This is a genomic window from Magnetospirillum molischianum DSM 120 (assembly GCF_000294655.1).
GTDB classification, from domain to species: Bacteria; Pseudomonadota; Alphaproteobacteria; order Rhodospirillales; family Magnetospirillaceae; genus Phaeospirillum; species Phaeospirillum molischianum.
The window spans coordinates 122,511-142,607 of the sequence record NZ_CAHP01000010.1; the positions used below are offsets into that span (position 1 = coordinate 122,511).

24 protein-coding genes and 2 pseudogenes are annotated in these 20,097 nt (G+C 61.1%); 15 read left to right on the plus strand and 11 right to left on the minus strand.

Translation table 11 applies throughout. From position 1 onward, the window contains the following. Window positions 1-6 precede the first annotated feature (6 nt). The 5 genes from PHAMO_RS02780 to PHAMO_RS02795 all read left to right on the plus strand — a co-directional run bounded on the left by PHAMO_RS02780 (window position 7) and on the right by PHAMO_RS02795 (window position 3,035). Window positions 7-1,773 (plus strand): right-handed parallel beta-helix repeat-containing protein, encoded by a 1,767-nt coding sequence (locus PHAMO_RS02780; protein WP_002726195.1) that lies wholly within the window; start codon window positions 7-9, stop codon window positions 1,771-1,773. 1 nt (window position 1,774) lies between these two features. Further along, window positions 1,775-1,969: a hypothetical protein gene (locus PHAMO_RS02785; RefSeq protein ID WP_002726197.1), complete on the plus strand. Its 195-nt coding sequence runs from the start codon at window positions 1,775-1,777 to the stop codon at window positions 1,967-1,969. A 138-nt stretch (window positions 1,970-2,107) separates the two neighbouring features. Beyond that, entirely contained in the window at window positions 2,108-2,284 is a 177-nt protein-coding gene (locus PHAMO_RS19775) for a hypothetical protein (RefSeq protein ID WP_002726199.1), read from the plus strand. Further along, window positions 2,242-2,715, plus strand: a complete 474-nt coding sequence (locus PHAMO_RS02790) for a glycoside hydrolase family protein (protein WP_235720775.1) — start codon at window positions 2,242-2,244, stop codon at window positions 2,713-2,715. The genes PHAMO_RS19775 and PHAMO_RS02790 overlap by 43 nt, the downstream gene beginning before the upstream one ends. A gap of 2 nt (window positions 2,716-2,717) precedes the next feature. Then, window positions 2,718-3,035: a hypothetical protein gene (locus tag PHAMO_RS02795; protein ID WP_002726203.1), complete on the plus strand. Its 318-nt coding sequence runs from the start codon at window positions 2,718-2,720 to the stop codon at window positions 3,033-3,035. Window positions 3,036-3,046: 11 nt separating this feature from the next. On the opposite strand, the gene PHAMO_RS02800 is transcribed toward PHAMO_RS02795, so the two are convergent. Beyond that, the gene (locus tag PHAMO_RS02800; protein ID WP_002726205.1) at window positions 3,047-4,279 is read right to left on the minus strand and encodes a tyrosine-type recombinase/integrase; all 1,233 of its coding nucleotides are present in this window, start codon (window positions 4,277-4,279) and stop codon (window positions 3,047-3,049) included. A 184-nt stretch (window positions 4,280-4,463) separates the two neighbouring features. On the opposite strand from PHAMO_RS02800, the gene PHAMO_RS02805 reads away from it, so the two are divergent. Beyond that, complete coding sequence (locus tag PHAMO_RS02805; protein WP_002726207.1) at window positions 4,464-5,468, plus strand: FkbM family methyltransferase; 1,005 nt, start codon at window positions 4,464-4,466, stop codon at window positions 5,466-5,468. A 93-nt stretch (window positions 5,469-5,561) separates the two neighbouring features. Continuing rightward, window positions 5,562-6,593 carry a DMT family transporter gene (locus PHAMO_RS02810; protein ID WP_040566089.1) on the plus strand — a complete coding sequence of 344 codons (1,032 nt, stop codon included), beginning with the start codon at window positions 5,562-5,564 and terminating at the stop codon, window positions 6,591-6,593. A gap of 16 nt (window positions 6,594-6,609) precedes the next feature. Here the strand turns inward: PHAMO_RS02810 and PHAMO_RS02815 are convergent, their stop codons facing one another. The 3 genes from PHAMO_RS02815 to PHAMO_RS02825 are packed head-to-tail and all read right to left on the minus strand — an operon-like array spanning window position 6,610 to window position 8,965. Beyond that, window positions 6,610-7,110 carry a hemerythrin domain-containing protein gene (locus tag PHAMO_RS02815; protein WP_002726211.1) on the minus strand — a complete coding sequence of 167 codons (501 nt, stop codon included), beginning with the start codon at window positions 7,108-7,110 and terminating at the stop codon, window positions 6,610-6,612. An 11-nt stretch (window positions 7,111-7,121) separates the two neighbouring features. Beyond that, window positions 7,122-8,408, minus strand: a complete 1,287-nt coding sequence (locus PHAMO_RS02820; protein ID WP_002726213.1) for a hypothetical protein — start codon at window positions 8,406-8,408, stop codon at window positions 7,122-7,124. Beyond that, window positions 8,408-8,965 carry a DUF2249 domain-containing protein gene (locus PHAMO_RS02825; RefSeq protein ID WP_002726215.1) on the minus strand — a complete coding sequence of 186 codons (558 nt, stop codon included), beginning with the start codon at window positions 8,963-8,965 and terminating at the stop codon, window positions 8,408-8,410. Before PHAMO_RS02825 ends, PHAMO_RS02820 begins: the two co-directional genes overlap by 1 nt. Window positions 8,966-9,262: 297 nt before the next feature. Here PHAMO_RS02825 and trhA point away from each other — a divergent pair, with 297 nt between their 5' ends. Both trhA and PHAMO_RS02835 read left to right on the plus strand, forming a co-directional pair. Beyond that, window positions 9,263-10,024 (plus strand): PAQR family membrane homeostasis protein TrhA, encoded by a 762-nt coding sequence (trhA, locus tag PHAMO_RS02830; protein WP_235720776.1) that lies wholly within the window; start codon window positions 9,263-9,265, stop codon window positions 10,022-10,024. A 68-nt stretch (window positions 10,025-10,092) separates the two neighbouring features. Beyond that, on the plus strand, window positions 10,093-10,467 hold the full coding sequence (locus tag PHAMO_RS02835; protein WP_002726218.1) for a metallophosphoesterase family protein: 375 nt from the start codon (window positions 10,093-10,095) through the stop codon (window positions 10,465-10,467). A 3-nt stretch (window positions 10,468-10,470) separates the two neighbouring features. Here the strand turns inward: PHAMO_RS02835 and PHAMO_RS02840 are convergent, their stop codons facing one another. Together PHAMO_RS02840 and PHAMO_RS19260 are read right to left on the minus strand one after the other, a co-directional pair. After that, window positions 10,471-10,704, minus strand: coding sequence for a hypothetical protein (locus PHAMO_RS02840; RefSeq protein ID WP_002726220.1), 234 nt, complete (start codon window positions 10,702-10,704; stop codon window positions 10,471-10,473). A gap of 150 nt (window positions 10,705-10,854) precedes the next feature. After that, window positions 10,855-11,016, minus strand: a complete 162-nt coding sequence (locus PHAMO_RS19260; protein ID WP_155801512.1) for a hypothetical protein — start codon at window positions 11,014-11,016, stop codon at window positions 10,855-10,857. 65 nt (window positions 11,017-11,081) lie between these two features. On the opposite strand from PHAMO_RS19260, the gene PHAMO_RS02845 reads away from it, so the two are divergent. After that, window positions 11,082-11,915, plus strand: coding sequence for a PstS family phosphate ABC transporter substrate-binding protein (locus PHAMO_RS02845; RefSeq protein ID WP_002726222.1), 834 nt, complete (start codon window positions 11,082-11,084; stop codon window positions 11,913-11,915). Next, a complete protein-coding gene (locus PHAMO_RS18290; protein ID WP_002726224.1) occupies window positions 11,912-13,141 on the plus strand; it encodes a sensor histidine kinase in 1,230 nt (409 codons plus the stop codon). Before PHAMO_RS02845 ends, PHAMO_RS18290 begins: the two co-directional genes overlap by 4 nt. Window positions 13,142-13,231: 90 nt before the next feature. Here the strand turns inward: PHAMO_RS18290 and PHAMO_RS02855 are convergent, their stop codons facing one another. Both PHAMO_RS02855 and PHAMO_RS02860 read right to left on the minus strand, forming a co-directional pair. After that, the gene (locus PHAMO_RS02855; RefSeq protein ID WP_002726226.1) at window positions 13,232-13,849 is read right to left on the minus strand and encodes an FMN-dependent NADH-azoreductase; all 618 of its coding nucleotides are present in this window, start codon (window positions 13,847-13,849) and stop codon (window positions 13,232-13,234) included. 30 nt (window positions 13,850-13,879) lie between these two features. Further along, entirely contained in the window at window positions 13,880-14,581 is a 702-nt protein-coding gene (locus tag PHAMO_RS02860; protein WP_002726228.1) for a pirin family protein, read from the minus strand. A 109-nt stretch (window positions 14,582-14,690) separates the two neighbouring features. Here PHAMO_RS02860 and PHAMO_RS02865 point away from each other — a divergent pair, with 109 nt between their 5' ends. Further along, window positions 14,691-15,605 carry a LysR family transcriptional regulator gene (locus tag PHAMO_RS02865; protein ID WP_002726230.1) on the plus strand — a complete coding sequence of 305 codons (915 nt, stop codon included), beginning with the start codon at window positions 14,691-14,693 and terminating at the stop codon, window positions 15,603-15,605. Here the strand turns inward: PHAMO_RS02865 and PHAMO_RS02870 are convergent, their stop codons facing one another. After that, complete coding sequence (locus PHAMO_RS02870) at window positions 15,606-15,839, minus strand: hypothetical protein (RefSeq protein ID WP_002726232.1); 234 nt, start codon at window positions 15,837-15,839, stop codon at window positions 15,606-15,608. A 202-nt stretch (window positions 15,840-16,041) separates the two neighbouring features. Continuing rightward, entirely contained in the window at window positions 16,042-16,650 is a 609-nt protein-coding gene (bchJ, locus tag PHAMO_RS02875) for a bacteriochlorophyll 4-vinyl reductase (protein ID WP_002726234.1), read from the minus strand. A 336-nt stretch (window positions 16,651-16,986) separates the two neighbouring features. On the opposite strand from bchJ, the gene PHAMO_RS02880 reads away from it, so the two are divergent. Next, window positions 16,987-17,592 carry a hypothetical protein gene (locus tag PHAMO_RS02880; protein ID WP_040566090.1) on the plus strand — a complete coding sequence of 202 codons (606 nt, stop codon included), beginning with the start codon at window positions 16,987-16,989 and terminating at the stop codon, window positions 17,590-17,592. A 93-nt stretch (window positions 17,593-17,685) separates the two neighbouring features. Here the strand turns inward: PHAMO_RS02880 and PHAMO_RS18845 are convergent. Further along, a pseudogene (locus PHAMO_RS18845) lies at window positions 17,686-18,076 on the minus strand (transposase); the annotation flags it as partial. A gap of 428 nt (window positions 18,077-18,504) precedes the next feature. Between PHAMO_RS18845 and bchI the strand changes: the two are divergent. Together bchI and bchD are read left to right on the plus strand one after the other, a co-directional pair. After that, window positions 18,505-19,539: a magnesium chelatase ATPase subunit I gene (bchI, locus tag PHAMO_RS02890; RefSeq protein ID WP_002726248.1), complete on the plus strand. Its 1,035-nt coding sequence runs from the start codon at window positions 18,505-18,507 to the stop codon at window positions 19,537-19,539. After that, window positions 19,536-20,097: pseudogene (bchD, locus tag PHAMO_RS02895) on the plus strand (magnesium chelatase subunit D); the annotation flags it as partial. The gene bchI and the pseudogene bchD, both read left to right, overlap by 4 nt.

Sequence of the window (20,097 nt, forward strand, 5' to 3'; positions counted from 1 at the left end):
GTGCCCATGACGATCTCGACCACCCTTTCAACCGCCACCTATGTCGCCAACGGATCGACCACGGTCTGGCCGTTCGCGTTCCCGATCTTGGCCGATAGCGATGTCCAGGTGATCGTCACCGATGTCGATGGCGGAGAGGAGACCCTGGCACCCAGCGCCTACACGATCACCGGCACGGGCAGCACGGGCGGGGGATCGGTGATCTACCCAAAGAACGGCGCGGCACTCACCAGCGGCAACAAGCTGACGATCCGGCGAAATACCGCGATCACCCAGCCGGTAGATCTGGGGCCTGGGGCGTTTTACGCCGAGGTCCACGAAGGGGCGTTTGACCGGCTTACCCTCGTTGCGCAGGAACTCCAGGAGCAGCTCGACCGCGCCGTGCTGGTCCCGGTCGGGTCCGGTCTGGACCCAGCGGCGTACCTGTCCCTAGCTCAGGCAGCGTCAGCCATGTCTACGGCGGCACAGGCAGCGGCCGAGGCGGCGGCCTCCACCGCAGCCGACTATAGCGCCGCTGCGCTGGACGTTCTCCAGACACTTGATGGGCGTTACCCGCTGCTAAGTGACGCAATCACCACTAACGCTACCCTTTTTGTCCCGTCTCAATTCTCGTCGATCCAGTCCGCGCTAGACAGTCTTGCCACACGTGTGATCGCTAGAGGCGCGACGGTTACAATCAAAGTTGATGACGGTACTTATTTAATATCATCTGGTATCAACGCTAACCACCCGCAAGGAGATAAGCTTCGCATTGTCGGTAATGAGGCGACACCGGCAAACTGCGTTCTGCAAGTGGCCGGGATGGCATCTTTTGATGCAATATCAACATCTGCCGGGCACACCCTTGGATGGCTTAACGGCTTCCGTATCCGTAGTACGTTAAAGGCGGATTTAGCCCATAATGCTACCGGCATTTTGGCTATACAGAACTCAATCATTATTTGCGGGCCAAATATCGAGGTTGATAATTTTTACTACGGCATAGCTGCGAGAGATGCTTCGTATATTTACTGCCCGAACGCCGTTGTAACAAATGCGGGGGACGTGGGCATCTGGGCATTTTGCGGGTCAACAATCGTCGCCAATGGAGCCATCTCCAACAACGCAAGCGATGTTGCTAATGGGTACGGATTTGGTTTTCAGGCCGAATTTGGGTCTACTTTGGTGGCGGAGAACGCATCCGCGAGCGGCAACTACAAAGCAGGCATTGCCGCGCTGTCTAATTCCACGTGCAGGACGCCTAACGCCACGTGTAGCTCCAACATTGGGAGCGGCTTTCTTTCCTGGTCTGGGGGGGAGATTGAGTGCAAAGGCTCAACCACTAACAATAATTCCAGATACGGAGTTGAGGTTTTCGGCTACGGGCTTGTTAATGGAATAGCAAAGAATACAGAAAACGCTCTAGGGGCTTATAACACATTCGCTTTTTGTGGGGAACTTGGTGGCCAGGGGAGATTAGCCACATCTAGCGGAGCCTTGCGAATTGACTCTTACACCTGCACATACTTTAACACCGCAGGTGGGTTGCAGCTAGAGATACGTAATACGCAGTCGGCCGCCAACCGCTTAACTGTTACAGGGTCTCCACTCGGCGATGCTCCATCCGTGGGGGTTTATGGGTCCGAAGCTGACATTGATCTCAAACTAAGCCCCAAGGGATCGGGTGTTGTACGTTTCGGCGTTTTCAGCGCCACCAGCGACACCGCGTGCAATGGGTATATCACTATAAAAGATAGCGCGGGAACTGTCCGTAAATTGATGACGATGGCCTAAGATGATTTACAAAATAAAGATCGAGCAGAGGGCACTGATCTACATCAAGCAAGTATTAGCTGCGCGGCCCTACGCCGAAGTTGCGATCTTGATCGCCAGCATTGAGGCGCAGCAACAAGAGCAGGATGCGGCGGCAGCCATCCCCGTCGAACAACTAATTTTCCGGGGCTTGAATGGTGCCGACGATGCCCGATAAATCTACCCCCCCCCGACATGCAGGACACCCTGATCGCCACCCTGCGCGGGCAGTTGGCCAGCTGACCCCGCCAGTCGCCCCGATCGCTTTTTCCCCGCCCGCCGCGTGCGGGCTTTTTCATGCCTGAAAGGAACCGCCATGCCTGAGCGAATTGATAATGCATCCATCGTCGCCGCGCTGACCGCGCCCGCTTGGGTGCCGGTCTTGTCCACCATCAACGTCGTCCTGTCGTTCGTGTCGATTGTCCTTGGCCTCGCCTTCCTGGCGTGGCGTTGGCATCGGGCGGTGCGGTCCACCCCTGGCCGGGAGGTCTAACTATGCTCGACCTGACCCGGCTTTACGCCGATCTGCGCCGAGATGAGGGCCTTCGCCTTGTTGCGTATCGCTGCACTGCTGGCGTCCTGACTATCGGCTACGGCCACACCAGCGGAGTCTGTGAGGGAGACACATGTACCCCGGAGCAGGCGGAGGCGTGGCTTCAAAACGACGTTGCCGCCGCGCTCACTGGCCTGGACCACGCGCTCCCCTGGTGGCGGCGCTTGGCCGAGTCGAGGCAACGGGCGCTGGCCAACATGGCATTTCAGCTTGGGCTCGCTCGTCTGCTCGGTTTCAAGCGGATGCTGGCGGCGCTGGAGCGGGGAGATTACGCCACGGCCGCCGCCGAGGCGCTCAACAGCAAGTGGGCGCGCGAGGACACGCCCGAGCGGGCGCACCGTGTCGTCCGTCTGATCAGGGAGGGGAAATAATCATGGCAATACCGATCATCGATAACCTGCTGGGCATCGGCAAGGTCGTGGCTGACCGTCTGATCCCCGACCGCAATAAGGCCGCCGATCAGGAGCACGAGCGGGCAATCAAGCAAATCGACGTAACCGCCGAGGGAGAGCGGGCGCGGAACTATTTCACCCCTCGGGCCATCGTGATGTACGCGATGGCGTTCGCGGTGATCTATGGCGTCGTGTTGCGACCGTTCGCCGTTGCTTTCGGCGTACCGCTCCCCGAGGTCGATATCTCAGCACCGATGCGGCTACTGCTCGGACTGCTCGGGCTGGAGTTCACGGGGTAAGGCGGAAACGACTATTTTCTGATGGGTATTACAGCGCCTCGAACGTCACCCACCAGATCGCAATAGCTGGCCCACGCATCCATGAGTTTGCGCCGCTTTTCGAACAGATCGCCGCGACGATAGGCGGCCTCGACCTTGTCGCCGACGACATGGGCAAGAGCGGCTTCGGCCACTTCGCGCGGGAACGCGGTCTGTTCGGCCGCCCAATCGCGAAAGCTGGAGCGGAATCCGTGTGCGGTGAGGTCGGCGCGGTCCATCCGTCGCAACTGCATCAACATCGCCATCTGGGAGAGCGGGCGTTTGGGACGACGTCCGGGAAAGATCCAATCCCCCTCACATCGGGCGTCCATCATCTTGTTAAGCAACGCCACGGCCTGGGGCGACAGAGGCACCCGATGCTCCCGCCCGGCCTTCATCCGCTCGCCTGGGATCGTCCAGACGGCGGCGGCAAGGTCGATCTCATCCCAGGTGGCCAGCAATGCCTCGCTCGTCCGGGCGGCGGTCAAAATCACAAACTCCAAGGCGCGAGGGNTGATGCCATCCCTCCCCTTTAGATCCACCATGAAGGCGGCGATCTCGACGTAAGGCAGTGCGGCGTGATGCTCGACCTTCTGCACCTTGCCTTTCGCCGGCAGGAGTTTATCGAGGTGGCCTCGCCAGCGGGCCGGGTTCTCGCCCTGTCGGTAGCCGCGCACGGCTGCCCAGTCGAGAACCGACTCGATCCGCCCCCGCAGGCGGGAGGCGGTTTCCGGCTTCTCGCGCCAGATCGGCTCAAGAACCCTCATAATCATTGCCAGATCGACCGCCGCCACAGGTAGGGCACCAAAGACCGGCTCGGCATAGGTGGCGATGGTATTTTCCCATTGCTGGCGATGCTTCGGATTGCGCCAGCTATCACGGTGCGCAGCGATATAGGCTGCGGCGCATTCGGAGAATGTCATTCCCCGCGCCTCTTCAGCCGCGACCCTGGCTTTCTCGGCTTCGCGGGCCTCCAGTGGATCGGCACCGGCCAGAAGCATCTTCCGAGCTTCAGTTGCTCTCTCGCGGGCCTCGGCTAGCGACAAGGCCGACAGCGGCCCCAGCCCCATCTCACGAGCCTTCCCCTGGCGAGTGAACCGGAACAACCAGGACTTGCCGCCGGTCGGGCCTACCTGTAGATATAATCCGCCGCCGTCAGCATAGCGACCAGGGACCTTCATCTTGGAAACCTGCACCGCCGTCAGTTTGTTCAGTCCCCTCGCCATCGCTACTAACCCACAATTCAACCCACAATTCGAGGTCGGATTGTATCAGACATGACTGGATGGCGTCAGACGGTGATATTCGGAATTCCTAGATATTCCGCCTGAATTACAGACGCCATGAGATGGCGTGAGACTCCATGTAGGCGGACACCGCTTCCGCCATTTGCCTTTACGGGAACCCCAAATGCTCACCATTGATGAGACGGACACGATCCGTTGCCGAGTCTCGCTGCGGAATCCGTTCCACATCGAATCCCTGCCATTCCTGTCAAAGCTCCATAAAGCGGCTTTCAGCAAGCGGCGGCGCGTGTCGAAGCGTTTTATTGGAAAGCCCGCCAAACGGCTCTTTCGCGCTCTTTTGGCTGCTGGCATGGGTGGTTCTGGAGAGGTGAGCATTCAAACGGCCCGTGGACCGCGCAAAGTTGCCTTCAATGCGCGAAACACCCAATTCGGCGCTTTGTACCTTCCTCAATGCCTCCCCGTCTATGAACCGGAAACCTCGGCTCTGCTTGACCGTTTGGTTGGGGATAACGACGTTTTCCTCGATATCGGTGCCAATTGGGGATGGTATTCGTTGCTTATCGCCAGCCGCCCGTCGTTCCGTGGCGCGGTACATGCGTTTGAACCCTTCCCCTCTACCTTTGCCGATCTTGCTTCGCTGGTCCGTCAGACGGAACAACAAGATCGCATCGTCTGCCACGAAATCGCACTGGCCGATACGGACGGCGAAACATCCATGGCCTTTCCCGATGGCGTGCAAAGCGGCCTTGCCCGTTTGGGAATGCCAGGCGACACCCTGGTCCGTCTCGCCAAGCTGGACAGCCTTGATCTCCCCGCCCCGACAGTGATCAAGATCGATGCCGAAGACCATGAAATGGCTGTACTTTCAGGTGCCTCTGAGATCATCGACCAGCACCGCCCTTTCATCGTTTTCGAAAACTGGCTCCTCCGCGAGCAGCCGGAAATCACCCTCGCGCCGCTCGACCTGTTGAACCGCAAAAATTACCGGTTCTTCTTCCCCGGCTGGGTCTCCGGCACCCCGAACTGCATCGTGGCGGAATCGACGGACAATTCGGAACTCGCCCTGGTTCCGTTCCTTCCGGCGCAGCGTTTCCAATTGCCGTCTCAGATCAACATCGTTGCCGTTCCCGTTGAACGGATGGACGATTTCAGGCAGAAATTTTCCTAAGATCACAAGACACAAGGGGGAGTATGGCCACGCATCCCCACTCGCCCAGCACCGACGGCAGGACTGGGGATGGTCCACGGGAGGAACCGCGCCTTGCCCCATAAAGGGGTTATTGCCGCCCTGGTCGCCGCACTGCTGTTTGGTGCCAGCACACCCCTGGCAAAAGGGCTGCTCGATTCGCTTGGTCCGTGGCTGTTGGCCGGAAGCCTTTACCTCGGCTCCGGCCTTGGCCTCGCGGCACTCCGCCTGCTGATTCCGGGAACCGGAGTTCGCCTCGTCCGCAGCGACTGGCCCTGGCTGGCCGGGGCAGTCCTGTCCGGCGGCGTTATAGCCCCGGTTTTACTTATGGTCGGTCTGGCGGGAAGCACGGCCGCAACCGCATCCCTGCTGCTGAATGCCGAAGCGGTCTTCACCGCCGTGCTGGCTTGGATGGTGTTCAAGGAAAACGCCGACCGCCGCATCGTGATCGGAATGCTGGCCATCGTTGCCGGAGCGGTCGCGTTATCCTGGCCCGGAGGCGCGGCCGCGATCGACGCGTCCTGGCCGTCCCTTGCGGTTCTGGCCGCCTGTTTGTGCTGGGGCATCGACAACAACCTGACCCGCAAGGTGTCTTTGGCAGATCCGCTGCGGATCGCCGCCTTGAAGGGATTGGTGGCGGGAAGTGTCAACGTCGCCCTGGCAGTCGCGGCGGGAGCCTCGGTGCCGCAGCCGGGAGCGCTCGCGCTGGCGGCCGGGCTTGGCTTCGTCGGCTACGGCCTCAGCCTCGCCGCCTTCGTCATCGGCCTGCGCGAACTGGGAGCGGCCCGTACTGGAGCCTATTTCTCGACGGCACCGTTCATCGGCGCGCTTCTGGCCGTTTTGTGGTTCGAGGAGCCGCTGACCCCGCGCCTGATCGCGGCGGGGCTTCTGATGGGACTGGGGGTCTGGCTTCATCTCACCGAACGGCACGATCATCGACATGAGCACGAGGCATTCGAACACGATCACGTTCATACTCATGACGATCATCATCGCCATCACGATGGAAACGAACCGGCCGGGTTCCACGCCCATTCACACCGGCATCTCCCGATGAGCCACTCCCATCCCCACTTCCCCGACGCCCATCACCGGCACGGGCACTGAGCGGAAACAGGCTCCTTCAGCGCTCCAGCGCGGCAAAGGCATCGGCTAGCGCCGCATCGGTGGCGGGATCGATCAAGGCAGCGATCCCGGCCAGCAGTCCCATTTCTTCCTTCTGGATATGGAACAGCTCACGCTCGATCAGTTCGCCGCCCTTCATCCGAAATGTCGCCCAATCCGCGTCGGCAAAGCGCCCGGCCGCGACGGCGGCTTCTGCCATCGCGGCAAGATGTCGCGCCATCGGCAGGATCGTTTCGTGCTCCTGAGACAGGATCTCGACGATACCTGTCTGCCCCTGAGCCAGGAACAACGGAAACACCCGGTCTTCCTCGAAGCCGAAATGAGTCTCGACCTCGGCGCGCAGCAGACCGGCCAGCCAGATCAACCAGTCCTTGAGAGCGGCGTCGAGCGGCGGAGTCTTGCGGTTTTTCGACAACAGCCGTTCTAGCGCCTCCAGCGCCTCGACGGTGGCCATGTGGTCGCGATGCAGCAGGGAACCGATGCGGGTGGTAGGAAACATCAAAATCGTCCTCAGGCTGAAGCGGCATGCGCCGCGCGGTGAAGGGACAGCCGCCACGGCACGCAGACGGCATAGAACGCAAAGGCCAACGCACCGACAAGACCGGCCCCGATTCCAAGGCCAAGCGGCCAGGACCAACCGCCGACGAGGCCCGTCGCAATCAAAACAAGCGCGATAAGATGGCAGGCGAAGTGCAGATCGGCGGCCCAGGATGGAGCCAATCGCGAGGGCAGCGCCGGAGGTCGCCCTCCGACAGAGGAATGCATCGCGGCAAGAAACGGCATGATGCGCTGGAGAATCGCCAGGACAAAGCCAAGCAGCCAGCCGAACACCAGCATAAAACCCCACAAAGCCGCCCACGGATCGGCGGGCGCACCCAGCGCCAGAACCAGCCCGGCCAGCAGGCTGACCACCAACATCGCCCAGGACAGCGCGACGAGACGAAAGAACGGCTCGAAGCGTCGCCGCATCCGCCGCCGCACACTGGCGGCAAGGGCGCGGAGATGAACCACGACCGCGACCATCCCCAGGCCCGCCGCGACCGCCGCCAACCAGCCGAGACCGAAGATGGCACCGGCACCCCCTGCGGTTAGGGCGAGTCCGACCCAAACCGCGCCGTGGCGCCGGGCCGCATCGGGAACCGATGGCCCCAGCACGAACATCGGGATCAGCACATAGGAAAATCCAAACGCCAACGATCCCATGAAGCCATAGCCGCCAAGGATGGCATGGGCGGCGGCAATGGCCGCATGGTCGCCCAACCATCCGGTTGAAAAATCAGCGACCAGGGCCAGCCCGAGCAGACCCAGCCCGAGCAGCGACGCCAGAGACAGGCCAAGGTGGCGAACCAGTCCGGGCATGTCATCGACCCGGCGCAGATGGAGCAGCACCAGAAGCCCGAACAGCGCCAGTCCTGCGACCGTCAGACCCGCCCCGACTGAGCGCCACATGGGTTCGGCCAGCGCCAACCCGGCCGAGAGCACAGCGACACCGGGAGCGTATAACCAGAACATCAGACGGCAGGCCCACAACGGTCCCAACGGACGGCAGGTAGCAATCGGCAACATCTGAATCGCCGCACCGAGGGCTGTCATCGCCAGAGTGCCGAGGGTAACGAGATGTAGCGCCGCCACCACCGGCCCCAACCCGCCGGAGAAGCCAAGGATCGTCCCTGCCCCGGCCCAAGCCAGCAGCGCCCAACCGCCAATATGGAACAGCACGGCGGCAGCAAAAAAACGGCCGGGCAGCGACGGAGGCAACAGACGGTCTGAGGCGTCGGCGGGCAAGCCGGGCAGCATCAGCGTTTCTCCGGTTCGAGCCAGAGCCGGATGTCGGCCGGATCTCGCTCGATCCGAGCGATGCGCCAACCGCGTTCGGCCAATTCGGGAGCAAGAAACACCGGGTCGCGGTCGTGATGGACCACGATCGATCCGCTATCCCGCATTGTCTCGACCAGCCGCAGGATCACCCGCAAGGGTTCAGGCGGCGACAGGCGGCGAACATCAAGATGAAGGCCATCGGCTTCGGGCCATTGCATCGCCCCCTCGGGCAGGATTTCGGCCTCGGCGCGGTTTTCCCAGTCGATGGCCCCGTCATGCAGGAACACGACCCGCCACCGCCTTTCTTCCAATTTACGCGCCCGCGAGGAAAACCCCCGCGCCGCCATCGCCCGCCGTAGCGGGGTCGGATTGAACGGAGCGTCAATTGTCAGCCGACCTCCCGGCGCGACAGCGGCAGCGGCGGAAATCACCGTGTCATAGGGATCAATGCCCAGTTCCAGCAGAGAGCGGACATCGAACACACCCGACTCATCCGCCGGAATATCGTCGAGGGAAGGAGAAAAGGGGACAGTCACGGACGGGAGGCTCCTGCTACCTGGTCCCCGCACTGTGTCCGAACGTCTCCAGCGCGTCCTTGATTATGGTCAAGCCCATGATCAGGACGGAATTTTGAATGGTTACAAAAATCTCATGTCGCGGCCACGATGCGGTAACCCGAATGGTGGCATTGTTTCCTCACAAGCTTCTGAGCCTCAGCCACTCAAAAGTCCTCCATCGGAAAGCCCCCCGCCCCTGTCCCCCCTGGTGCGGGGGTTTTTCGTATCAGGGCCGCGACAGCGGCAGATCCATCGTGACCGACAACGGATCGGGTCATGACTGGGATGGGAATATACCCGGTTCAAACCGGATCGAAGCGGCGTTATGGTGAGCGTCTATCGAAGTTATGCGGTGATAATTTTGCTGCCGGTCGGGCACAGATTCAGGAGCATCGCACCATGCACCATCAATACACCGCTGCCGAACGCCGCTTCGACGGCGTGGTTCATGTCCTTGGAATGGTTCTATCGGGACTTGGCGCGATAACGCTTCTTGGCCTGACCGGCACGGCAGGCGACACCTTGTTGTTCATCGCGGCAGCGATTTATTCTCTCGGTTTAATCGCAACATTCTGGTTTTCCGCTGCCTATAACCTCAGCATAACCCCCAAGCGCAAGACACTGCTGCGCCGGTTCGATCACGCCGCGATTTATGTGATGATCGCCGGAACCTACACTCCGCTGGCGATGATCAGTATCGGCGGCACCGTGGGATACGGATTGCTGGCGCTGGTGTGGAGCATCGCCGGTCTGGGTTTGGTCCTAAAGCTCGGCTGGCCGCATCGGTTCGAGCGCCTGTCCGTCGCTCTTTATCTGGCGCTGGGATGGGTCGGGCTGTTCGTGATCGGATCGATTATCCAGGCGTTACCAGTTTCGGCCCTGATCCTTTTGCTGATCGGCGGCATCTTCTACACCACCGGGGTCATCTTCCACCTGTGGACCCGATTGCCGTTCCAGAACGCGATCTGGCACTGCTTTGTCCTGGTGGCTGCGGTTTGCCACTACGCGGCGGTCGTTGACGCGATCCTGCCGCAATGAGTTCGGAGGAGTCTTGACATCGGCCAGTTCGGCGGCGACGCTTTCGCTTTTACGCGTGCAGCCCTCGAATGCGCATCGTTCATACCGCCGACTGGCATCTTGGGCAGGACTTCCACGACATCCCACGCGAGCGCGAACATCAGGTATTCCTCGACTGGTTAGCGGACCAGCTGGTCGAGCAAGATGCCGACGCTCTGCTCGTCACCGGCGACATCTATGACAGCCAGAATCCACCGATCGGAGCGCAACGCCAACTCTACCGCTTCATCGCCGGCGTTCGGCACCGCAAGCCCGATCTCGACATCGTTCTGATCGGCGGCAATCACGATTCAGCCGGACGGTTAGAAGCCCCCGGCCCATTGCTCGACGCCTCTGGCGTCCACGTCGTCGGCAGCCTTCCACGTGCAGTCGGGCGCAGCCTGATCGAAACCCGATCCGGCTAACACCTAGGCTCCGGCCTGCGATCCGGCCAACCGGGAAGACGAAGACGTCTCCGCAGTGGAAATCTGGGGGGGTTCTTCGCTTTCTCCCATATGGGTATGGAAGCAAGACAGGCACCACAGCACCGGCACCAACACCCGTTCGCGTGTCACTGAATGACGGGTCCGACGGCCACAATGAGGGCAAAAATAGATTTCTTCGCGGTCGATATCGAGCTGATTTGAATCGGTATGAATCATAGGAACAGTGCCAGACGTAAAAAAGGTGTTTAAATCGCGTATCCGCACCCCTCACCTTGGAGAAGACAGACCCGATATCCTTGGAACAAGGTGGTTAAGATTTAGGATACTGAATGCAATATTCAACCCCGCCTGTGATGCGGAGTATACTCAGGCCTTTTCAACCACAGGAAACGGCCGCCCGGCCTTGCCGCGCAAAACCGATGCATCGGGAATGCCACAGAAATGAGGAAAAACACGCACCTCCTCTTCTTGTAACTCGCCGGTTGAGCTATGCTTCTTAAATTGAGAGGGGGGAATAATGCCATTCACCCGTCAGTGTCATCCCCACCTGACTCCGCTCTCTCTATTTTCGCATATGTCAGGAGGGTGAGCCGATGGCATCCAATTTCTTCACCCGATTATATAAAATCACAGCTCTTACCCTACTGATAGGAGCGACGTCACCCCCTCCCCAGGCCGATGCCGGGACCGTCGTCATCGGGGGAACCGGATCGGCGCTGCCCGCTTTGCGCGCCCTGGCCGAGCGTTTCCAGGCCAACCATCCCGCGACCCATATCGAAATTCCCTCCAGCCTGGGCACCAATGGCGGTATTCGTGCCGTCAGTGCCGGAGCAATCGACCTCAGCGTTTCGGCCCGTCCGCTGACCACTCCCGAAACCACATCGGGCTTACGTGCCGTTGCCTGGGGACGGACCCCCTTCATGGTCGTGGTGTCGTCTCAAGTGGGGGAGAGCGCGATCACCCTCGACGGACTCGCCGATATTCTGGCTGGACGCCGGACCCATTGGAGTAATGGCGATCCGATCACGCCGGTATTGCGCCCCCCCTCGGATTCCGATTCGACCGTCCTGGCGGCGGCATCTCCGGCACTCTCCACCGCGCTGGCTGCCGCCCATGCCCGACCGGGAATGCTGATCGCGGTAACAGATCAGGATGCCGCGGCAGCAATCACCGGGGCCAGCGGTGCTATCGGCACCTTGACCCTGGCCCAGAAAATCGGCGAAGGATTGGCCGTGAAACCATTAACACTGGACGGGCAGACTCCTGATCCCGCTGCCTTGGCCGAGGGACGCTATCCCCTTTCCAAATCCTATTGGATCGTCACTGGCGCGACTCCTTCGGACGAGGCACGCGAAGTGCTGGCCTATATCACTGGGCCTAAGACAGCTCGTGTCCTGGAAACGTTCGGGATCATCCCGTCGCCATGATCGTCGGACACGACCCTCTGGAGCAACGGATTAGCGGGCTAGCCCGAATCGGACTCAGCATTTCCATCGTTTTTGCCCTGTTGCCACCGCTTGGCTATGGACTGATCGCAGTCGGTTCGGTCAAGACGGAAATGGCGGTCTCTGGCCGCATTCGCGCCGATACCATCGGTCAGTCGATCGCGGCCCGTCCTCGCCTGTGGAGCTTCGAACAGGAGCGGTTCAATGATCTTCTGCGACGACTGGCCCAGCCGGGCGAATCGCTTGAATTGATCGATTCCGCAGGGATTTCGGTCGCGACCACCCAGATCGCGATCCCCGCCCCTGCCCTGGAAATCAGCATTCCGATCCATGCGTCTGGAGATCTGGCGGCGCATCTGGTGGTCCGTCAGGAAACCGGAAGCTTGATCCTCGGCGGAATGATCGCCTTGGCGATGGGACTGGGATTAGGCTGCGGTCTGTTCCTGGCGATGCGTGCCTGGCCGCTCGGCGCCCTGCAACGAGCGATCGCCGAACTTAAAGCCGCTGACGACAGCAAAAGCCTGCTTCTGTCGGCCGTAGGCCACGATCTACGCCAACCGCTGCAATCGCTATCGCTGTTTGCGGCGGTGATCAGCGCGTCCGATCTTGCCCCCACGCCCCGCCGTGCCGCCGAGATGTTAAACGAATCGCTGATACGGCTTGGCACTATGCTTGACGAAATCATCGCCATCGCCCGCATTGATGTCGGTGCCATCGAGGAAAGCAAAGGGCCGGTCGCGCTTGAACCGCTGCTTGAGCACCTCGTCCAGGAGATGGCCGCCCAGGCCGAGAGCAAAGGCTTGCGGCTGCGCCATGTCTCCACCCATGCGGTTACCTTCAGCGATCCTTCGCTTCTGACGACGATCGTCCGCAACCTACTCAGTAATGCGATCCGCTATACCGAACAGGGTGGAATTCTGCTGGGGTGTCGCCGTCAAGGCCCGATGTGGCAGATTTGCGTCTACGACACTGGCATCGGTATCGAACATGATAAGCAGGGTCGCGTATTCGAAGAATTCTTTCAGGTCGGCAACCCAGAACGCGACCGGACCAAAGGGCTGGGACTGGGGCTGGCCATCGTCATCCGACTGGCCCGGCTGCTGCACCACCGGATCAGCCTGCGCTCAACGCTCGGACGAGGATCGGTCTTCGCGGTGTCGGTGCCGATGGTCCCCTCGCTTAAAGCAAACGATCAGGTATCGCTCTGACGGCCTTCGGGACGACAGACGAGAACAAGCGGTTGGAGCGGTTTTATCGTCTACATGGCCGGACTTGACCCGGCCATGCAAAGACCGATTTTATCCCTGAACCAAAAGCGGGATGTCCCGTCTGGCCGCATCCAAAGCTTCGGCGCGGGCGTCCGCCCCCATCGCAACGCCTTCGGCGCGAATGATGGAAATGTCGGTGACGCCCCAGAACCCCAGAATGGCACGAAGATAGGCCTCCTGGTGGTCGAGCGCGGCTTCGAACGGCATCCCGGCGTAACGGCCGCCACGTGCCGAGGCGATGATCACCTTGCGGCCCCCGGCCAGCCCGATCGGACCGTTCTCGGTATAACGGAAGGTCCGGCCCGCCTGGGAAACACGATCGATCCACGCCTTTAATTGGGTCGGGATCGAGAAATTGTACATCGGCGCTCCGATCACAACGATGTCGGCGGCCAGGAACTGATCGACCAGCGCATCGGTACGAGCCAGTTCCTCTCTCTGCTGGGACGTAAGGTTGTCCAGGTTGCGGAATTTCACCACCTGGGTCAAATCGCTGGTCAGGTGGGGCGGCGGAGTTTCGACCAGATCGAGACGGGTAACGTGAAGGTCGGGATGAGCCTCCGCCAGAGCCGTGACGATAGCTTGGGTCAGTTGGCGCGAGACCGAAGCATCGGCCAGCGAACTCGAATCGATTTGCAGAACATTCATCGCGATCGTCCTTAATAAACCAGGAGGGCCTCAATCGAGGTCAAACAGTAGGAATTCCGTTTTGCTTCGGGAGGTGATGCGTATCGTCTCCTCGCGTTCGATGGCGGCACCGTCGCCGGGCGCCATCGCAACGCCGTTGACGTCAAGGGTTCCATCGACAAGCTGGAGCCAAACACCCCGCCCAGCCTGAAGCTGGTGGGTGACAGAGGCTCCCGGCTCCAACATCCCGGCATAGACCCGGACGTCGCGATGGGTGGTCAGTACACCGTCAGAACCGTCTTGACCGGCGATCAGCCGCAGAACATTGCGTTTAGACGCATCGGGAACCGTCTGTTGACGATAGGATGGCGGTAACCCCAAACGCGGCGGCTCGATCCATATCTGGAGAAGATGGACATCCTCGGTCTGCGAGCCGTTGACCTCGCTGTGACGAATTCCAGTTCCGGCGCTCATGTACTGAATATCGCCCCGGCGCAGCACCCCCTTCGAACCAGTGGTGTCCTCGTGCGCCAACACGCCGCCAACCACATAGCTGACGATCTCCATGTCGCGATGGCCGTGCATCCCGAACCCCGTCCCCGGACGAACGATGTCTTCGTTGATAACCCGTAGCGCCCGGAAGCCCATGTGCACGGAATCGTAATAATCGGCGAAGGAAAAGGTGTGATGGCTGTCCAGCCAACCGTGGTTGGCATGGCCGCGCTCATCGGCGGGGCGCAGAACAAGGCTCATGATCCGTCTCCGAAACCGGCAAAATACCGTGAGACAGAGCTTGCGATGGATCGCCTACAGAGACAATCTAACGATTGAGAGACTAACTGTTGCTATTGGAGCAACAATCATGGACCGTCTTGCCGCCATGACCGCCTTTGCCCGTGTCGCCGAGACGGGATCGTTCTCGGAAGCCGCCCGCCGGCTGCGGAGTTCGAAATCGGTGGTCAGCCGTCAGGTCGCCGCGCTGGAAACCGATCTCGGGGTGCGTTTGCTTCATCGCAGCACCCGCGCGCTGACCCTGACCGAGGCAGGACACGGCTATTTCGACCAAATTGTCCGCATCCTGGCCGAGATCGACGAAGCCAACCTGTCAGTCAGCCATCTTCAGGCGGCTCCACGCGGACGGCTGCGGGTCAATGCCCCGATGAGCTTTGGCATCCGCCATCTGGCTCCGGCGATCCCGGATTTCCTGACCCGCTGCCCCGAGGTCGAAATCGATATAACCCTGAACGACCGTTTCGTGGATCTGGTCGATGAAGGATTCGACATGGCCGTTCGGATTGGCCATCTGATCGATTCCAGTTTGGTGGCGCGTCGGCTGGCCCCGCTGCGTCGGATCGTTTGCGCCAGTCCGGCCTATCTGGCGGCGCGGGGGCTGCCGACCACACCGGACGAAATCTCCGGGCACGAATGCCTGTGCTACAGCAACATGTCGGCCGGGAACGAATGGAAGTTCACAACTCCCGATGGACGTCCGTGGCCGGTCGAGGTCAAAGGCCGCCTGCGCGTCAATAACGGTGACGCGCTGCGGGTCGCCGCGCTGGAAGGGTTGGGCTTGGCTTGCCTGCCGACCTTCATTGTCGGTGAGGATCTGCGGGCGGGAACTTTGGTCCCGGTACTGGCGGAGGCAGTCCATCAGGAGGGCGGCGTGTTCGCCGTCTACCCCCACGCCCGTCACCTATCGCCCAAGGTACGGGCTTTCATCGACTATCTGGTCGAGCGCTTTGGCCCGAATCCGCCATGGGACCGGGCCGCGCCGTAATCAGCGCCCGCCGGTTGGCTGAGTAGCCGCAGGCAACCAGTAATCGCGATCCCGCAACGTGAGAGTCGAGATGGTCTGCTCGCTGCTCCGATTGTCGCAGGACGCAAGCCGGGCATGGGGGATACCATCGACGGTGATCCTGATCGCGACCACCTTCCAGGTCCGCCCCCGCGGATTAATTGATTTGACGAATCGGTCGCCTTCGCTGACGCCGCACGTTTCGACACTGTACATCTGCCAGATCCCCGATGGGCGGCCGATCTCGCCGATAAAAAAGCGGAGCAGCTCTGTTAGCCCGGAATGGGAAGACCCTCCGGACCCTGCGTTGAGTCCGGAGGACGAACCCAATTATCGCAAGGCGCGGAGAAAAAGGGAAGAAAATGCGCCCCGCATCTTTACCTCTACGCCGTTCTCGGGACGCGCCCCCGATTCGACCCTACTTCCAGCGGATCTCGAACACGCAGGCCGGGGCACCAGCCGCCGAACACTCGATTTCGGTGACCTTCGATGCGGAGTTGACCAGGGTCGAGAAGATACGCTCGAAAGTCGCACTATAGAACCCGCACAGCGGGCGGTCGGCCGTCACGCCCCGCGCCGTCGGGCAATCGGCAATGGTGATCCGCACCGGATGACCGGCCTCGGCAGAGAAACGACCGCTTCCCGCGAAGGTCCAGGCATGCTTTCCGATCGCCTGAAGCAGCGTCTTGGCCGCCAACCCGGCCGGCATAACCTTCAGCACCCGCTGGGCCGGGCGGGGAATACGATTGGCGAGCAGATAATCGCCGGTGCGCAGCCCCGCTTCCCACGAGGCGCGGGCGGCGGCATCCAAGCCGATCCCGGCGCGGACAGCCTGATACAGACGGATCACCTCGGTTTCTTCGACCATCGTCGAAGGCGGGACGGTCAGATAGGCTTCCAGACCGGCGGCGGCAAACAATTCAGCGGTACGAGCCTCGCCCTGCTGCTCCAGCAATGCCTCGGCCATGCGGATGATCGAATTCGGCCCGATGCGCGCGGGACCGGAAGAATCGGGATGCGAAGTCATGGCCTGCGGCTCCTTGAAACGGTTGGCGGCGGTGGTTTGGACAACATGACCGGAACCATAACCGAGCGAGAAGACGTGTCAAAGACTACCGAAACCTGGAGATGTCGTATTTAAACCTTCATTACCCTGATGCCGCCGCTGGGGCTAGTCGATGTATCATGGACCGGCGTCGTCGCAATCGCGCGCGGACCGAAGGCTCTGTAAGTCTTAGCAGCACGGAAAGGCACGGGGTACGCGAAAGAGCGCCCCGCCAACCGCCCAAGCCCCTGCGTCTGATCGCCGAGAGGCTCGGGGAAGTCGGATCGAACCCAAGCGATTCACGACGCACGACATTTGATGACGTCGAACGATGCGCGAGATCACCGCGCCTCCGTTGCCCGCCTGCCGAGCTGCGACCAATACGAAAAACTCCTTATAGACGTATACAGACTATTGGAGCATGCTCTATCCACGACGCAGAACGCGCCGCTGATAATGGAGAATGCCATGGTCAACTCGATCCCCATCAAGGCGATGTCGCTACTCGACTTCGTTGCATTTGTCGCTGCCGATCGCAAGGAAGCTGAAAGCACCGGCACCCCCTATTCAACATCGAAAATGGTCCAAAGATTTGCCGCTCTGCCGGGGGAACCGCCGAAGCTGTCAGCCACTCCCGTGGCGTTCAGAAATATCGACAATCTCCCAAAAGAGAATGAGATAAATCGATATTTCAAGCTTCTTGAATTGAACGGCCTTGAATCGGAAAAGGAGATGTACGACAAACTGAGAGAGGCGACAGTGAATTCACTGCATAGAAAAATACTATCTTACGATCCAGTATCGTCAAATGAATACAAAGGAATAGAGGTAAAAATAACAAGCCTCAAATCAGAAATGGGAATTACGGACGATTCCTGGCGAAAAGAACTTGAGAAAAACAAGTTCTTCCGCATCATGGTGTAAGCCCTTGCACACCACCACATTCATCAACGCAACACCTCAATCGGGATCGACGATCGGGATATAGCCCCCCGTTTCGGCATAGGGCAGGGAGCCAGTGCCTTCCTGCTCGCCGTGGGTGGGGCTGACGCTGCTATCCATGTCCAGCACCACCACATCGGTCGGGCGGCGGGCATGATGAACCTCGTCGATCCAGCGCATCGCCGGATCATAGCCGAGGCGGTCGGCATCGTTGACATCCTCGTACCCGGCAAGACGGCCGAAAACCGATTGCCGAAACTGCGCCGTCGGTGTGTGGCGGTTGTTCTTGCCGGTTCGGCTGTCTGCCAACGGCCATCTCGGTCAGGCCAAGGGCGTCATCGAGTTTACGGAAGGCGAGCAGCCCGGCATCCGATGTGACCTTCGAGCCGTGGAACTCCAGCTTGAGGCGGTGGTCGAAAGCGACCCGCAGATCGGCTGATTCCGCTTCACCCGCCGCAACTTCCATTCCGACCCGCTCCAGCCGCAGTCAATGCTTTGATTTATATAGCAGAATCGGCGATGGCTGTCACGAACTGGCTCGGTCATCTGGGAAATGCGGGTTAAAGGGCTTTGCGAACGGCACGAACGAAACCCGCGCATCCGGGTGCAAAAACCAAGCGATCGATGGACCCTTGGGCATCTGAGCGCTACAGACTTCGAGGGGCAATCGTTTTATAGGCCAGTAACCAATTGCGGCGGCCGGTCCTTATGAAATATCATCCGCGCCTCGCACTTCGGGGGGAGCAGGCGGATTTTTCACCTAGACCTTCTTCGACGAAACGGCCATCCCGTGGCTGATGCCTGGGATAATGCCCGTCCCTGCTGGACGGGACGGGGGGGAGACCCGATCGGCGCCGTTGCGCGACACATCATCCAGTTCGGAGCGGTATGACCATGCGCGTTGTTTTTCCTTTTTCGGCGATCGTCGGCCAGGACGAGATGAAGCAGGCTCTGTTGGTGGCGGCGGTATCCCCGACCATCGGCGGCGTCCTGGTTCTGGGGGATCGCGGCACCGGCAAGTCCACTGCGGTGCGCGCCCTGGCGACGCTGTTGCCGAAGATGGCGGTGGTGACGGGCTGTCGGTACAGCAGCGACCCCGCCACGGACGAAAAGAAGTGCGTTGACGGCTGTAACGGCCATCACGGCACCAATGGACAAAAACCCGAAGTCTCTTACGTTCCGGTGCCGGTGGTCGATCTGCCGCTCGGCGCGACCGAAGACCGCGTCGTCGGCGCGCTCGATCTCGAACGCGCCCTGACCCAGGGCGTCAAGGCATTCGAGCCCGGCCTGCTGGCCCGCGCCAATCGTGGCTTCCTTTATATCGACGAAGTGAACCTGCTTGAGGATCACCTGATCGACGTCCTGCTCGACGTCGCCGCCTCGGGCGAGAACGTGGTCGAGCGCGAAGGCATCTCGATCCGCCACCCTGCCCGCTTCGTCCTGGTCGGCTCGGGCAACCCGGAAGAAGGCGAGTTGCGCCCGCAATTGCTCGACCGGTTCGGCCTGTCGGTCGAGATCAAGACCCCCACCGATCTTGCAGCCCGGATCGAGGTGGTCCGCCGCCGCGATGCCTTTGACCGCGATCCCGAGGCGTTTGTCGCTCAGTGGGCCGAGGAAGACGCCAAGATCGGCGCCTTGATCGTCGCCGCCCGCGACCGTCTGCCCAATATCAGCGTGTCGGACGCGGTGCTGGAGCAGGCGTCAAAGCTGTGCATGATCCTCGGCACCGATGGTCTGCGCGGCGAACTGACCCTGTTGCGCACCGCCCGCGCTGTCGCCGCCCTGGACGGTGCCGATGAAGTGCAGTCGGCCCATCTGCGCCGTGTGGCTCCGTCGTCGTTGCGTCACCGTCTGCGCCGGAACGTCCTTGACGATGCCGGTTCGACGGTTCGTATCGAACGCGCGATGGAAGAGGTGTTCGGCAAATGAGTGAGCCCGACGCCGGTCCTGGGGCGTCCTCGCCCTGGGCCTCGGCGGCGCTGGCCGCCGCCCTGCTCGCGGTCGATCCGGTCGGGATCCGCGGTGCGTCCCTGCGGTCGTTGGCTGGACCGGCCCGCGACCGCTGGCTCGGCCTGCTGAGGGATTATTTGCCCGAGGACGCGCCGATGCGGCGTATCCCGACCCACATCACCGACAGCCGCCTGCTGGGCGGTCTCGATCTTGCCTCGACCCTTCGGATGGGAAGACCGATCGCCGAGCGTGGCGTTCTGGTCGAAGCCGACGGTGGAATCGTCGTTCTGGCGATGGCCGAACGCCTGTCCGTCGGCACCGCCGGACGGATCGGCGGCGTGCTTGATCGCGGCGAGGTCCAACTTGAACGCGACGGCCTCGGCCTGCGCTCGACCGCCCGAATCGGCGTCGTCGCGCTGGACGAGGGGCTGGCCGACGATGAACGTCCGCCGACGGTCTTGACCGAACGGCTGGCGTTCCTCCTTAACCTCGACAATGTGACCGAAAGCGACCTGTCGGCCCCGGTGACCCTGCCAG